The organism is Paenarthrobacter sp. TAF1, assembly GCF_052113825.1.
GTDB classification, from domain to species: domain Bacteria; phylum Actinomycetota; class Actinomycetes; order Actinomycetales; family Micrococcaceae; genus Arthrobacter; species Arthrobacter nicotinovorans.
Genome location: NZ_JBFRDO010000016.1, coordinates 68,219 through 81,771 on the forward strand (window position 1 = coordinate 68,219; position 13,553 = coordinate 81,771).

Annotated in this window: 13 protein-coding genes and 1 tRNA gene; 4 read left to right on the forward strand and 10 right to left on the reverse strand. The window is 63.8% G+C overall.

Features of this window, described 5'->3' with window-relative positions:
* Position 1 precedes the first annotated feature (1 nt).
* Positions 2 to 448, forward strand: coding sequence for a MarR family winged helix-turn-helix transcriptional regulator (locus tag AB4Y81_RS17505; protein ID WP_039240712.1), 447 nt, complete (start codon positions 2 to 4; stop codon positions 446 to 448).
* 139 nt (positions 449 to 587) lie between these two features.
* Here AB4Y81_RS17505 and AB4Y81_RS17510 read toward each other — a convergent pair.
* The 10 genes from AB4Y81_RS17510 to AB4Y81_RS17555 form a co-directional block, all read right to left on the reverse strand.
* Positions 588 to 664, reverse strand: a tRNA-Pro gene (locus tag AB4Y81_RS17510).
* Positions 665 to 805: 141 nt separating this feature from the next.
* Positions 806 to 2,356 (reverse strand): ribosome biogenesis GTPase Der, encoded by a 1,551-nt coding sequence (gene der / locus AB4Y81_RS17515; protein WP_018779258.1) that lies wholly within the window; start codon positions 2,354 to 2,356, stop codon positions 806 to 808.
* A gap of 10 nt (positions 2,357 to 2,366) precedes the next feature.
* Positions 2,367 to 3,101 (reverse strand): lysophospholipid acyltransferase family protein, encoded by a 735-nt coding sequence (locus AB4Y81_RS17520; RefSeq protein WP_051088533.1) that lies wholly within the window; start codon positions 3,099 to 3,101, stop codon positions 2,367 to 2,369.
* A complete protein-coding gene (gene cmk, locus AB4Y81_RS17525) occupies positions 3,091 to 3,804 on the reverse strand; it encodes a (d)CMP kinase (protein WP_039240700.1) in 714 nt (237 codons plus the stop codon). Before cmk ends, AB4Y81_RS17520 begins: the two co-directional genes overlap by 11 nt.
* On the reverse strand, positions 3,804 to 4,910 hold the full coding sequence (locus AB4Y81_RS17530; RefSeq protein WP_039240699.1) for a prephenate dehydrogenase: 1,107 nt from the start codon (positions 4,908 to 4,910) through the stop codon (positions 3,804 to 3,806). The genes cmk and AB4Y81_RS17530 overlap by 1 nt, the downstream gene beginning before the upstream one ends.
* Positions 4,911 to 4,913: 3 nt before the next feature.
* Entirely contained in the window at positions 4,914 to 6,128 is a 1,215-nt protein-coding gene (locus AB4Y81_RS17535; RefSeq protein WP_441996351.1) for a pseudouridine synthase, read from the reverse strand.
* Between the two features lie 152 nt (positions 6,129 to 6,280).
* A complete protein-coding gene (gene scpB / locus AB4Y81_RS17540; RefSeq protein ID WP_018779253.1) occupies positions 6,281 to 6,937 on the reverse strand; it encodes an SMC-Scp complex subunit ScpB in 657 nt (218 codons plus the stop codon).
* Positions 6,930 to 7,814, reverse strand: a complete 885-nt coding sequence (locus AB4Y81_RS17545) for a segregation and condensation protein A (RefSeq protein ID WP_039240693.1) — start codon at positions 7,812 to 7,814, stop codon at positions 6,930 to 6,932. The genes scpB and AB4Y81_RS17545 overlap by 8 nt, the downstream gene beginning before the upstream one ends.
* A gap of 6 nt (positions 7,815 to 7,820) precedes the next feature.
* Positions 7,821 to 8,720 carry a ParA family protein gene (locus AB4Y81_RS17550; RefSeq protein ID WP_018779251.1) on the reverse strand — a complete coding sequence of 300 codons (900 nt, stop codon included), beginning with the start codon at positions 8,718 to 8,720 and terminating at the stop codon, positions 7,821 to 7,823.
* 254 nt (positions 8,721 to 8,974) lie between these two features.
* Positions 8,975 to 10,321: a C4-dicarboxylate transporter DctA gene (locus tag AB4Y81_RS17555; protein WP_018779250.1), complete on the reverse strand. Its 1,347-nt coding sequence runs from the start codon at positions 10,319 to 10,321 to the stop codon at positions 8,975 to 8,977.
* A 138-nt stretch (positions 10,322 to 10,459) separates the two neighbouring features.
* Between AB4Y81_RS17555 and AB4Y81_RS17560 the strand changes: the two genes are divergently transcribed.
* From AB4Y81_RS17560 to AB4Y81_RS17570, 3 genes are all read left to right on the forward strand, one after another.
* Complete coding sequence (locus AB4Y81_RS17560; protein ID WP_441996358.1) at positions 10,460 to 12,106, forward strand: sensor histidine kinase; 1,647 nt, start codon at positions 10,460 to 10,462, stop codon at positions 12,104 to 12,106.
* Positions 12,103 to 12,816 carry a response regulator gene (locus AB4Y81_RS17565; protein ID WP_018779248.1) on the forward strand — a complete coding sequence of 238 codons (714 nt, stop codon included), beginning with the start codon at positions 12,103 to 12,105 and terminating at the stop codon, positions 12,814 to 12,816. Before AB4Y81_RS17560 ends, AB4Y81_RS17565 begins: the two co-directional genes overlap by 4 nt.
* A gap of 73 nt (positions 12,817 to 12,889) precedes the next feature.
* On the forward strand, positions 12,890 to 13,531 hold the full coding sequence (locus tag AB4Y81_RS17570; RefSeq protein ID WP_026267373.1) for a GntR family transcriptional regulator: 642 nt from the start codon (positions 12,890 to 12,892) through the stop codon (positions 13,529 to 13,531).
* Positions 13,532 to 13,553 lie beyond the last annotated feature (22 nt).

A 13,553-nucleotide genomic window follows, 5' to 3' on the forward strand; every position in this document is an offset into this window, starting at 1 on the left:
CATGGGCATCAAGGATGACGCCGTAGAAGTACGGGCACAGGGCTGGCGGACCCTTGCCGCCCTGCACGGAAGCATCGAAGCGGAACTGGAACGGGCGCTCCAGGCCTCGAACGAGCTCTCTGTCGTGGAGTACACGGTGCTGGATGCCCTGAGCCGCCAAGACGGCTGGCACATGCGGATGCAGCAGCTGGCCCGCGCCACCGCACTCTCAAGCAGCGCCACAACGCGCCTGGTCAACCGCCTGGAAGACCGGGGGCTGCTCACCCGCATCCTCTGCGCCGACGACCGGCGAGGGATCTACACGGAGCTGACGGGCGCCGGCCAGAAGCTCCTCGAAGCGGCCAAGCCTGTCCATGACGAGACTCTGGCTGCAGCCTTGGACGCCGCGGAGGCCGTGCCGGAGCTTGAGCCCCTGGTGAGGGCGCTCGGAGCGCTGCAAAAGGCTTAGGCCGGACCCCGGGCTCGTAGGCGCAATTCCGCCCTGAATGACGGGCGTGGCGAACGAGCCCGGGAAGTCTTGCGCCTTCGCGACCCGACTTAACGACCAAAGGCCGGAATCACGCGTTTCCACGTGATTCCGGCCTTTTTGGTCGGGCTGACAGGATTTGAACCTGCGACCCCTTGACCCCCAGTCAAGTGCGCTACCAAGCTGCGCTACAGCCCGCTGGTTCCACCGTTCTCCGCCTAAGTTTTCCTCCGAAGAGTCCCACCTAAGCAGTCCGGCCGAACCACCTCCAAAAGCTTACACGAAGTTGGAGGTCGGAGACGCCATCACAGCCGTAGTGGGCTGTGATGCGCGTCTCACTTAGCGCTTCTTGCCGCGCTTTTCGCGTACGCGCATGTTGACCTCGATGGGCGTGCCCTCGAAGCCGAACGTTTCGCGCAGGCGGCGGGTGATGAAGCGACGGTATCCCGGGTCCAGGAAGCCGGTGGTGAAGAGCACGAACTTCGGCGGACGGCTGGAAGCCTGGGTACCGAAGAGAATGCGGGGCTGCTTTCCACCACGGACCGGGTGCGGGTGGGCTGCGACGAGTTCACCCAGGAACGCGTTGAGGCGTCCGGTGGGGATACGGCGGTCCCAGCTCTCCAGGGCGATGTCCAAGGCAGGAACCAATCGGTCCTTGTGCCAGCCGGTCTTGGCTGAGATGTTGACGCGGGGAGCCCATTCAACGTGGGCCAGGTCCTGCTCGATCTCACGCTCAAGGTAGCGGCGGCGCTCGTCATCCAACAGGTCCCACTTGTTGAACGCAAGCACCAGGGCGCGGCCGGACTCGATGGCCAGCTGAAGGATGCGGACGTCCTGCTCGCTGAGGACCTCGTCCACGGCTAGAAGCACGACGGCGACCTCCGCCTTTTCGAGGGCGGCCTGCGTACGCAGGGATGCGTAGAAGTCTGCACCCTGGGCCATGTGCTGGCGGCGACGGATACCGGCGGTGTCCACGAATCGCCAGGTGCGGTCACCCAGCTCGATGAACTCGTCAACGGGATCGCGCGTGGTGCCGGCCAGCGGATCCACCACTACGCGCTCGGAACCTGCGAGCTTGTTCAGCAGCGAGGACTTGCCAACGTTCGGGCGTCCGATCAGGGCGATACGTCGCGGGCCGCCGGAGCGCTCCACTCCTTCGACCAGGGAGAACTCGGGAAGGGTGTCCATGACATGGTCAAGGAGGTCGGCAACACCGCGTCCGTGCAGCGCCGAGACGGGGTACGGCTGACCGAAGCCCAGTCCCCACAGTGCTGCGGAATCGGCTTCCTGCGCAAAGTCGTCCACCTTGTTGGCCACCATGATGACCGGCTTCTTGCTCTTGCGGAGCATCTTCATGACGCCCTCATCCGTGGCTGTCGCACCAACGGCGGAGTCCACCACGAAGAGAACGGCGTCAGCGAGCTCCACTGCCATCTCGGCCTGCTCGGCTACGCGGGCATGGATGCCCTTGGCGTCATGCTCCCAGCCACCGGTGTCCACCAGGGTGAAGTTGCGGCCGTTCCAGCGGGCCGAGTACATGACGCGGTCGCGGGTAACGCCGGGGGTATCTTCGACAACTGCTTCGCGGCGGCCCAGGATGCGGTTGACCAACGTGGACTTGCCGACGTTCGGACGGCCGATGATGGCCAGGACGGGGTCCAGCTTGAGGGGACCTTCGTCTCCTTCATCGCCGTACTCGCCACTGAGCAGCGCAGCATCTTCTTCATCGAGTTCGTAATCGTCCAGGCCTGCCCGGAGGGTGGCTGCGCGCAGCTCGGCCTCGTCGTCGTCCAGGGCAGCCAGGTTTTCAGCCACCTGGTCGGTGCCGGTGGGCGTGTATTCGTCGTCGCCGGCTCCGTGGAGGCCGGATTTTTGAGTCGTATCGCTCATTGCACTTTCCTTAGTGGTGGTCTGCCGGCGTCCCGGCTACTTCTGATGGGCGGTGCTGCAGAAGGGCTACCCCGGGCGCAGGCTCCGTAGGCAGGCCCTGGCCCGTGGCCCGGATGGCATCCTGGACGTGTCCGGCAAGGGCTTCACGGATCTCCGCAGCTGCCCTGTCCATTGAAACACGCCCCGGTTCGCCCTTCCGGCGCTTCACCGTGATGGGTTCGCCGAAGCTCACATGGAGCTTGCGGCGTGGTTTGGGGATATGGTCGCGGTGCTCGTCACCCTGGCGGGTTCCGAGGATGGCGACCGGAATTACTGTTGCTCCGGAATTGATGGCGAGCCATGCAACCCCGTTGCTGATGTTTTCGGCGGCGCCGCTCCCCCGGGTTCCTTCAGGAAGAATCCCGACGCAGCGGCCGTCGTCGAGCAGTTGCTTGCCGATGTGCAGCGCCGTGCGGTCGCCGGTCCGGTCCACTGGAATCTGCCCGGAGCCCCTGAGGACCTTGCCCAGGAATCCTTTGAACATCTCCTTCTTGACCAGGATGTGCATGGGACGCGGCGAAGCGCCGAACATCACCGGTCCGTCCAGAAAGCTGATGTGGTTGGCGGCGAAAACCACCGGGCCGGCAGCGGGCACGTTGGTCTTGCCCGATACCTCGGTCCGGTAGAGGACGTGGTCCAGGAACCAACCCACAGGCCGGCTCCAGAGGCGCGTCCACGCTGCCGGGAGTTGATTGCTAGTCGCCATAGATGACCTTGCTGACGATTGCCAGGGCGGTGTCGACGGTTTCCTCGAAGTTGAGGTCGGAAGAATCTAGCGTCACAACGCCGTCGGCAGCCTGGGTGAAGTTCACCACCGTGGAGTCCTTGGCATCGCGCTGGATCACCTGGGCCGCGAGCTGCTCTTTGCTCTGCGTGCCACCCAACTGGATTCCACGACGCCGGAGCCTGGCTTCCTCACTGGCGGTCAGGAGCATACGGACCTCGGCATTGGGGACGACGACAGTGGTTATGTCCCGCCCTTCCACCACCATGCGGTGGTGGTGCTGGTCGATCAGCTCTCGCTGCCGGCGTATCAGTTCGGTGCGTGCGCCGAGGGTTGTCGCCACGGCACTGACAGAGGACGAAATCAGGGGTTCCCGGATCTCATCGGTGATGTCGGTGCCGTCAACGGCCACATATTCCTTGGCAGTACTGGTGCTGACTTCCAAGGGCATGGTTTTGGAGGCATGTTCCACGGCGGCGCCGTCCTGCAGGTCCACTCCGGTTTTGAGGCAGTACCAGGTCAAGGCGCGGTACATCGCACCCGTATCCAGGTAAGCCAGCTTCAAGCGGCGGGCCACTTCCTTGCTGACGCTCGATTTTCCGGAACCCGAAGGGCCGTCGATCGCAATCACCAAGGGCTTGCCGGGGCGGGCGACCGTCTCGGGGCCAAAGAATTCACGTGTCATTACTGGAGTACCCGCCATCCACGGTCGGTCAAAGCTTCAACAAGGAGGTCATGCTTGCTGGGAAGCACGGAGAGCTCCACCATGCCCACGTTCTGCCCGGACGAATGGTCGAGCCGAAGGTCTTCAAGGTTCACGCCGATTTCACCGATCTCGGTCAGGAGACGTGCGATCTGGCCTGGCTTGTCGTCCACCAGGATGGTGAGCCACGAGTAGGCCTGCGGTGGTCCGCCGTGTTTGCCCGGAATCCTTGCCTGGCCGGCGTTGCCTTCGCTGATCAGTTGGGCGAGGTCGAGCCTGGCGCCCGGCGCGGACGGTGCTTCCAACGTGCCGATCAGCCGGTTCAGGTCCTCCCGCACACCGTGCAGGATGGACACCACCTTGTCTGCGTTGCCTCCCAGGATCTGCACCCAGAGGGTTGGATCACTGGCGGCAATCCGGGTGGTGTCCCGGAGCCCGTTCCCGGCCAAGGAGAGGGCATGCAGTGGCGTACCCTGCAAGCGGCTGGCCAGCAGGGACGACATGATCTGCGGCAGATGCGACACCAAGGCAACCGCTTCATCGTGCTCGTCCGCGGTGAACTGGGAGACAATCGCCCCAAGATCTCCGGCGAGCGAACGCGCTACCTGGACGGCCGCTGCCGAGGTCTCCTCGGAAGGGCAAACGACCCACGGCATGGACGTGAAGAGTTCCCCCCTTGCTGCAACGGGACCGGACTTCTCGCGCCCGGCCATGGGGTGTGTCCCCACGTACCGGGAGAGATCAACTCCGCGTTCGCGTAGCTGCGCCAGGATGGTTGCCTTGACGCTCGCGATGTCGACGACGACGGCGGACGGGTAGTCCCCCAGCGCTTTTTGCACGACGTCGGCCGTCACGTCAGGCGGGGCAGCAACGACTACCAGTTGGGGTACTTCATCCAGCTCAGACAAAGGACGGCCTGCACCGATGTCCACCGCAACCGCCTGGTTGGTGGGCGAAGGATCGAAAAGAAAGACCGGGACCCCGCGTCCGCGCAGCCCGAGGCCAATGCTGGCCCCCAGCAGGCCTGTACCGAGAACGACGACCGGGCCATCAAGATGGCCCCGGCCGTGCGTACCGAATGCCGACATGCCCTAGAGCCCCACAGATGCCAGGAGGTGTCCGACTTCCTGCCTGCCGAGGTTGCGGATGCTGCCCTGGCGCTGGTCACCCAGGCCGATGGGACCAACCTTGACGCGGACAAGCCGTTCTACCGGGAAGCCGACGGCGTCGAACATGCGGCGCACAATGCGGTTCTTACCGGAGTGGAGGACAACCTCGATCAGGACGTGGCCCGGAGTGGAGTCCACCAGCCGGAAGGAGTCCACTGCTGCTACGCCGTCTTCAAGCTCAACGCCGCTCTTCAGCTTGGCGCCGACTCCTTGCGGGAAGGGGCCACGCACCTGGACCAGGTACGTCTTGGGTACCTCGTAGGAAGGGTGGGTCAGACGGTTGGCGAGCTCGCCGTCGTTCGTCAGCAGAAGCAGTCCTTCGGTGGCGACGTCGAGGCGTCCTACGTGGAACAGGCGTTCGCCCTTGTTCTTGCTGTTCTTGAGGAAGTCGCTGATGCAGGGGCGGCCCTCGGGGTCTTCCATGGTGGAGACAACGCCCTTGGGCTTGTTGAACACCATGTAGACGAGGGTCTCGTCCAGCTGGATACGGATACCGTCCACGTGGATGACTGCCGTTGCAGGGTCCACGCGCATTCCGAGCTCGGTGGTGACCACGCCGTCTACTTCAACGCGGCCTTCGAGGATCATTTCCTCACAGACGCGACGGGAAGCAACTCCGGCCTGGGCCATGACCTTCTGCAGGCGTACGCCGTCGGCATCGTGAAGGTCCGACTGCGGGACCTCTTGGCGGGGCCCGCGGTTGCGGCCCGGCTTGCGCACGGGGCCAAGGTTCTGGCCGAACCGTTCGCTGCCGAWGGCCTTGGAACCGTATTGCCGGGCCGGCTTGGCCTTGGGCTTCAAAGCGCCGGGCGTGCCGGGTGCCTTGCCGAAGCCGGGCTTGTTGGAGCCGGGCTTGCGGAACGGCTTGGCAGGCCGTGCGGCCTGGCCGCGGTCGTAATCGCCGGCCGTTGTGGGGTTGTCGGGATCGAAGGGGGCCGCTTCGCGCGGCTTCGAAGCCTTGAAGGGGCGACCCTCGCCCTGGGTGAAGTTGCGCTTTCCAGCGCCGGCGCTTCCGCCGCGGCCGGAGAAGCCGCCGGCGTTGGAGCGGCCAGTGCCGCCTCCCTTGGCCTCATTGCGTCCGGAGCTGTTGCGCCCCGAACCGTTACGTGGTGAACTCTGGCGTCCCGCCTGTGTCATGACCCGTCCTTGTGTAGTAATGGCCGGCATTGTGTGCTGCAATCAACACTAGCCAGCCGGGCAGACATCGTCTGCCCCTTGTCGCTGTGCACCTATATAAGGTGCCGAAATTCAGTATGAAGTTGTGTCGCACAGCCTGTTGGAGCCCGTGGCTACATCCGGCTTGCGTCGTAGTATTCGTCGATCCCTTCCAAACCCGGAAGGTGCGGCGAGAGCTGTGGCAATTCGGCCACCGATCCAATGCCCATCCGTTCCAGGAAGTACGAGGTTGTCCGATACAGGACAGCCCCGGATTCGGGATCCGTTCCGGAGTCCTCGATCAAGCCCCTCTGCGTAAGGGTCCTGACCACGGAATCGACGTTAACGCCGCGAATGGCGGACACCCGGGCCCTGGAGACCGGTTGCCTGTAAGCAATAACCGCCAGGGTTTCAAGTGCTGCCTGAGTAAGCCTGGTGGTCTGCCCCTCGAGGACGAACCTTCCCACGATGTCGGCGAAATCCGACCGTGAATAGATCCGCCACCCTCCAGCGACGTTCCGCAATTCAAAACCCCGGGGTGCAGTGCTGGCAACGGCAAAGCCGACAGCATCCACGTCCGGGGCTTTAACAGTATAGCCGCTATACTCCCGCCGCAGGTCCTCCAGCAAATCCTCGACGACGGCGACCGTTACGTTGAGTCCGGCGGCCAGCTCTTCGGAGGTTGCCGGCTGGTCGATGACCATGAGCACGGCCTCCAGCGCAGCGCGGGCTCCGCCGGGCAAAGCCTCCAGCTCCGCAAGCCCATCCTGGACCGCTTCTTGTTCACTCATTGATACCTGCCTCGTATTCTTCACTCAGCCTTGAGCTGTCCCATTCGGCGTCGTCGCCGGTCCACCGCACCGTCAGCTCCGCCAGCGGCTCCGGCTGTTCGAATGCGATCACGCGATCCCGGAACATCTCCAGCAACGCCAGGAACCGGGCCACCACCACCAAGGTGGTTTCGGCATCGGCAATCAGCGTCTGGAAGGACAGCGGGGCACCCAGCTTCAGGCGATGGCCGATGATCGCCGCCTGCTCCTTGACGCTCACCGGCGGGGCGTGCAGGTGGCCCAAACCCACCTCTTCCGGAGTCGAGTCCTTGGGCTTGAGCGCTTTGGCCGCCAGTTCACCGAATTGTTCAGGGGTGTGCCGCCACACGAGTTCCGGAAGCAGCGCGGCGAAGTGAGCCTCAAGAGCCACTTGGCGCGGGTACCGCATGGCTTCCTGCTCCAGCGTTTCACCCATGATTCCGGCGATTTGCTTGAAGGCCTTGTACTGCAGCAGACGGGCGAACAAGAGGTCCCTTGCCTCCAGCAAGGCAATGTCCTCGGCATCCTCCACTTCTCCTGCGGGCAGGAGGCGGGCGGCTTTGAGGTCAAGCAGGGTTGCTGCGATCACCAGGAATTCGCTGGCTTCGTCCAGCGCCCAGTCCTCCCCCAGTTCCTGGAGGCGGCGGATGTACTTGATGAACTCATCGGTGACGGTAGCCAAAGCCACTTCGGTGATGTCCAGCTTGTGCTTGGAAATCAGTCCCAGCAGGAGGTCGAAGGGGCCGGTGAAGTTGGCCAGCCGGACCTCAAAGCCCGCTTTGGGAGCTGCGGAGGTATCGGCGTCGGGTGCTTCCCGTTCGGCGATCGCTTCCGATGCCGGGGCGAGTGACGGTGCCACCGTCGGTTACGGCGCGCCGCCGCGCGAAATCAGTTCCTTGGCAAGGCGGCGGTAGGCGTCGGCACCGATGTGGTTGCCGGCGTAGCTCGTGATGGGCTCCGCCGCCACCGTGGCGTCGGCGAATTTGATGGAGCGTTTGATGACGGTCTCGAAGACTTTGTCTCCGAAGGCTTCCACCAGGCGGGAGATGACTTCACGGCTGTGCAGGGTCCGGGCGTCGTACATCGTGGCCAGGACGCCGTCCACCTGCAGGCGCGGGTTGAGGCGGTCCTGGACTTTCTCAATGGTCTCGACAAGCAGGGCCACGGCGCGCAGGGCGAAGAATTCGCAGATCAAAGGGATGATGACGCCGTGGGCTGCCGTGAGCGCGTTGACGGTCAGAAGACCCAAAGAGGGCTGGCAGTCAATGAGCACGACGTCGTAGTCGTCTTCGACGTTCTTGAGGGCGCGGTCAAGGACCTGTTCCCGGGCTACCTCATTGACGAGCTGCACTTCAGCAGCAGAGAGGTCGATGTTGGCAGGAAGGAGATCCACGCCCTCCACCCCGGTCTGCTGGATGGCGTCACGGATATTGACCTTGCGGTCCATCAGGACGTTGTAGACAGTGAGGTCGAGTTCATGCGGATTGGCGCCCAGGCCTGCCGACAAAGCGCCCTGGGGGTCAAAGTCCACCAACAGGACCCGCCGGCCGTACTCTGCGAGCGCTGCTGCAAGGTTGATGGTGGACGTCGTTTTACCGACCCCACCCTTCTGATTGACCATGGCGATGACTCGCGCCGGCCCGTGGGAGGCAAGGGGTGCAGGTTCCGGGAATTCGCGGTAAGGGCGGCCCGTAGGCCCCATGACGGCGTCTTCCAGATCGAGCTCGGTGCCTTCCAGCGTAGCTGTTCCCCGTTCGATGCTCACGTATCTAACCACTCTTTCGACGACGATCTTCCCTGCCGCTGTACCCCCGGCTGCAGCGCTACTACCCCCTTAGGCTACATGTCCCGACACGGTAATCCGGGGAACTTGACTTTGTCCGTTGTTTGAGCCTTGACCCTCTAGTTGAGGTCGAAGGTTGGGATCCGGGAGCCTGGCCGGGTATTGGAAAACGCCGAAGGCCGGCACCTGGATGGTGCCGGCCTTCGGCGTTGCTGTTCTGTTCCGGGACTTGGCTGTTAGACGACAGCCTTGCCGCGGGTTTCGGCTTCGGCGACAACCACGTCTTCTTCGCCATGGGCCATCATCGTCTGCTCGTCGAAGGGCTCGCTTCCGGAGAGGACCCGCTCGACCTGGCCGTTGTCGATTTCCTTGACCCAGGTACCGATGAGGACGGTGGCCACAGCGTTGCCGGTGAAGTTGGTCAGAGCGCGGGCCTCCGACATGAAGCGGTCGATGCCAACGATCATGCCTACCCCGCCCAGGAGTTCGGGCTTGTGCGCCTGGAGACCGGCCGCCAGGGTCGCCAGTCCGGCACCCGTCACGCCTGCGGCTCCCTTGGAGGCAATGATCATGAAGACCAGCAGCGAGATCTGCGCACCGAGGTCAAGCGGCGTACCCATGGCGTTGGCCACGAAGAGGGAGGCCATGGTCAAGTAGATGGCCGTGCCGTCCAGGTTGAAGGAGTAGCCCGTGGGAACGGTGACGCCAACGACCGGCTTGGAAACACCCAGGTGTTCCATCTTGGCGATGAGGCGGGGAAGAGCCGCTTCGGAGGACGACGTGGAGAAGATCAACAGGTATTCGCGGGCCAGGTACTTCATGAGGCGGAAGATGTTCACGCCGGCCACGGCGCGGAGCAACGTACCGAGGATCACCACAATGAACAGGGCGCAGGTGATGTAGAAGGCCAGCATCAGGGTGAACATGCTCAGGATGGCCTGGGCACCCGTCGCACCGACGACGGCGGCAATCGCACCGAACGCACCTACCGGGGCCAGCCACATGATCATGATGAGGATGCGGAACACGAGTCGCTGACCGTGGCCGATGGCATTGAGGATGGGCTGGCCTTGCTTGCCCATCTTCTGCAGCGCGAAGCCGACCAGGATTGCAGCAAGCAGGGTGGGCAGGACGGGGATGTCGCCCGGAATGATGCCGAGGAGGAAGTCAACGGTGCTGTCCGTCGCCGCCTTCTTGTTGGGATCGTACGGCGTCAGCTTGAGTCCCTCACCCGGGTGGATGAGGTTGCCGACCACCAAGCCGATGGCGAGCGCGAACGTCGACATCGCCACGAAGTACCCCAAAGCGAGCCCGCCGACCTTGCCGACGGTTGCGGCCTTGGCGATGGAGCCGATGCCAAGGACAATGGTGCAGAAGATCACGGGGGCGATCATCATCTTGATGAGTTTGATGAAGCCATCACCCAGCGGTTTGAGTGACTTTCCGACCTCAGGGAACATCAGGCCGACGACAGCGCCAAGCACTACGGCCAGGATGACCGCGATGTACAGGTAGTGCGACTTGTCGAGCCCCTTGCGTCCACTTTTGGCAGCTACTGCCGACTCTCCTCGTTGAGAGGTCATGGGATTCTCCTTCTGGATACTGTGTAAGGCGCTGCGGTCCTGCACTGATGTCCAATCCGCTGCCCTTGTGTGATATCCATCATTGAGCCGCTGGTGACATACATCACCGTTGCGGTCATATTGGTCATGGAGGTCCATGTGTTTCACAGCTGGAGCATTGCCCGGCGGTTGTTTGTTGCGAACTTGCTGTTCGTCCTGGTGATGACGGCGGTCTTCGGGACCTTTTCGGTGCTGGAAGCCAGGGACCGGGCGTATGACAACGCCGGCGGGCGGATGCTTGCCCTGTCCACGTCGATTGCCAACAACCCCCTCGTGCTGGAGGCGGCCGCCACTGCCAACCCGTCAGAGACGCTCCAGCCGTATGCCCTGAAGGTCATGCACGATGCCGATGCGGACTTCATTACGATCATGGCTCCGGACCGGACGCGGTGGACCCATCCCCGGGCCGAAGAGCTGGGCAAGCCTTACATCGGGACGATCGAGCCTGCCCTGCGCGGAGAGACCTTCACTGAAGTCACTGCGGGAACGCTGGGGCCTTCGGTCCGTACCATTGCACCGGTCAGGGCACCGGACGGATCCATCAAGGCTTTGGTTGCCGCAGGGGTCACGGTCCGCACGGTGGACACCGACGTTGCCGAGCGGTTGGGCGTCATTGGCAGCATTGCCTTGGTGGTGCTGGCATTCGGGTCTTTTGCTGCCTGGCTGCTGGGCCGCTACCTCCGCTCGGTCACCCGCGGTTGGGGGCCGGAACAGCTGGCACAGCTCTTCGCCTACTACGAATCGGTCCTGCACTCAGTACGCGAGGGCCTGATTCTCATCGACACCCACGGCAAGGCCGTGATGTACAACGACCAGGCAGCCGAACTCCTGGGTTTGGAGCCTTCCGACGCCGACAGGTCACCAACGGCGGCGCCAAAGCTGGCGGAGCTGCCGATCGACGGCAGCCTGCGGGCACTGTTCGAATCCGGCAGGGCCGCCCATGACGAAATCCACCTCACCGGCTCCCGCATCCTGGTGATCAACCAGGCCCCGGCGGTCGGACCGGTTCCCGCGCGCAGCCGCCAGAAACCGGCGGTGTATGGGACAGTGGCCACCATCAGGGACCGCACGGAAATCGAATCCCTGGGCACGGAGCTGCAGACCATGAAAACCCTCTCCGATGCTCTGCGCGCCCAGACCCACGAACACGCCAACCGCCTCCACATGATCGTCTCCTTGCTGGAACTGGGCCGGACACCGCAGGCCCTGGACTTCGCCACCAAGGACCTGGAACTCAGCCAGCAACTCACCGATGACATGGTGGCCTCGGTGGATGAACCCGTCATGAGCGCTCTGGTGATGGGCAAGGCCGCCGAAGCTCATGAGCGCGGCGTGGAACTGATTGTCCGGACATCAGGGAGTGGAGGTGTCCGGGGGCTGGAAATCCAGGACCTCGTCACCATCCTGGGTAACCTGCTGGACAATGCGATCGATGCCGCGGCAGCCGGGGATTTCCCCCGCCAAGTGGAAATGGACGTGGACGCCGGTCCTGCCGCTGTCGAATTCACCGTGCGCGATTCGGGCGCCGGCATCGACCCTGAATCGATCGACGACGTCCTGCAGTACGGATTCAGCACCAAGTCGTCGGAGGGAAACTCCCGTGGAGCGCACGGCCGGGGCGTGGGTCTTGCCCTGGTGCGGCAGGCCGTCCAGCGGCTGAACGGTACGATGACCATCAGCAATCCCGGCGGTGCACAGTTCCATGTTGTGCTGCCTTCGCCGGTTCTCGAGGAAGAGAAGGCATGACAGACATCCGCGTCCTGGTTGTAGAGGACGAGCCGATCGCTTCGGATGCCCACTCCGTCTACATCGGCCGCCTGGACGGATTCACCCTGGTGGGAACAGCGCCAGACGGACAATCGGCCCTCCGCATCCTTGGTGAGTTCGCAGCATCAGGCTCCCCCGTGGATCTGGTCCTGCTGGACATGAACCTCCCGGACTTGCATGGGCTGGACGTCGCCCGCCGCATGCGCTCAGCAGGTGTCTTCGCCGACATCATCGCCATCACGGCCGTCCGTGAACTGAACATTGTCCGCAGTGCCGTATCCATCGGCGTCGTGCAGTACCTCATTAAACCGTTCACGTACGCCACCTTCGCGGACAAGCTGCGCAGCTATCGGACATTCCGCGAACAGTTGGCGGGTTCACTGTCCGGGATTTCCAAAGCCGGCGCGTCACAGAGCGACGTTGACCAGGCGTTCGCGAGCCTCCGTGCACCGACGGAACTGCCGCTGCCCAAGGGTCTGTCCGGGTCCACGCTCGAAGCGGTCAAGGAACTGGTGCGGGGGCGCGAGGATCCCATTTCCGCGAGTGAAGTCATGGACGCGCTGGGAATGTCCAGGGTGACCGCCCGCAGGTATCTGGAGTACTTGGCCGACGCCGGAACGGTCACCCGGGCACCGCGGTACGGTACTCCTGGCCGACCGGAGAACGAGTATGGCTGGAACCGCAATTAAGTGAATGTATACAAAGTATCGCTCTCTAGCCCCAATGCTGGCGTACATCGTCCTCAATGTATACACTGAGGTCATGCGCGCCAGTGATCGGGCTTACAGGGCCCTCCGGGAAGACATTCTCGAGTGGCGCCTCCGCCCCGGCACCGTCCTCGCTGAGGTCGAGCAGTCCGAACGCCTTGGAGTCTCGCGCACTCCCGTCAGGGAAGCGCTGGGGCGACTCACCGCGGAAGGTCTGACGACGGCGGCGGGCGGCCGCGGCGTCGTCGTCACCGATATCTCGCTGGACAGCATCGACGAACTGTTCGAACTGCGCGAAACCCTGGAGGTAAGGGCCGCTTCCCTCGCCGCGCAACGCGGCGAACCCGGAGTGTTCGCGGAACTGCACGCAGAACTGCTGCTGGCTCCCACGCTGCTGGGCGACGACGATCCCGCCAGGCACGAGTACTACGCCCTGGTGAGCCGTTTGGACGAAGCCATCGACGCCGCGATCTCCAATGTGTACATGGCCAACGCCATGCGAAGCCTCCGCGTCCACCTTGCCCGCGTCCGCCGCCTGGCCGCCGACGACACCGCCAGGCTCCAAGCAGCGGCCGCCGAACATGCCGCCATCGCCGAAGCAATCGCCGTCGCCAACCCGCGCCTGGCCGAAGCCGCCACGATGGTCCACCTGCACCGCAGTCTCACCCACCTCAAAGCCGCTCATTCAGCCGGCTGAACGTCCCACCAGAAGGAGCACC

Bases quoted from the DNA above. Each gene is read 5' to 3' on its own strand.
- AB4Y81_RS17520 (WP_051088533.1), bottom strand. From the start codon at position 3,101: ATGGCGACTAGCAATCAACTCCCGGCAGCGTGGACGCGCCTCTGGAGC.
- AB4Y81_RS17530 (WP_039240699.1), bottom strand. From the start codon at position 4,910: ATGTCGGCATTCGGTACGCACGGCCGGGGCCATCTTGATGGCCCGGTC.
- AB4Y81_RS17555 (WP_018779250.1), bottom strand. From the start codon at position 10,321: ATGACCTCTCAACGAGGAGAGTCGGCAGTAGCTGCCAAAAGTGGACGC.
- AB4Y81_RS17565 (WP_018779248.1), top strand. From the start codon at position 12,103: ATGACAGACATCCGCGTCCTGGTTGTAGAGGACGAGCCGATCGCTTCG.
- AB4Y81_RS17570 (WP_026267373.1), top strand. From the start codon at position 12,890: ATGCGCGCCAGTGATCGGGCTTACAGGGCCCTCCGGGAAGACATTCTC.
- scpB (WP_018779253.1), bottom strand. From the start codon at position 6,937: ATGAGTGAACAAGAAGCGGTCCAGGATGGGCTTGCGGAGCTGGAGGCT.
- AB4Y81_RS17505 (WP_039240712.1), top strand. From the start codon at position 2: ATGGGCATCAAGGATGACGCCGTAGAAGTACGGGCACAGGGCTGGCGG.
- der (WP_018779258.1), bottom strand. From the start codon at position 2,356: ATGAGCGATACGACTCAAAAATCCGGCCTCCACGGAGCCGGCGACGAC.
- cmk (WP_039240700.1), bottom strand. From the start codon at position 3,804: ATGACACGTGAATTCTTTGGCCCCGAGACGGTCGCCCGCCCCGGCAAG.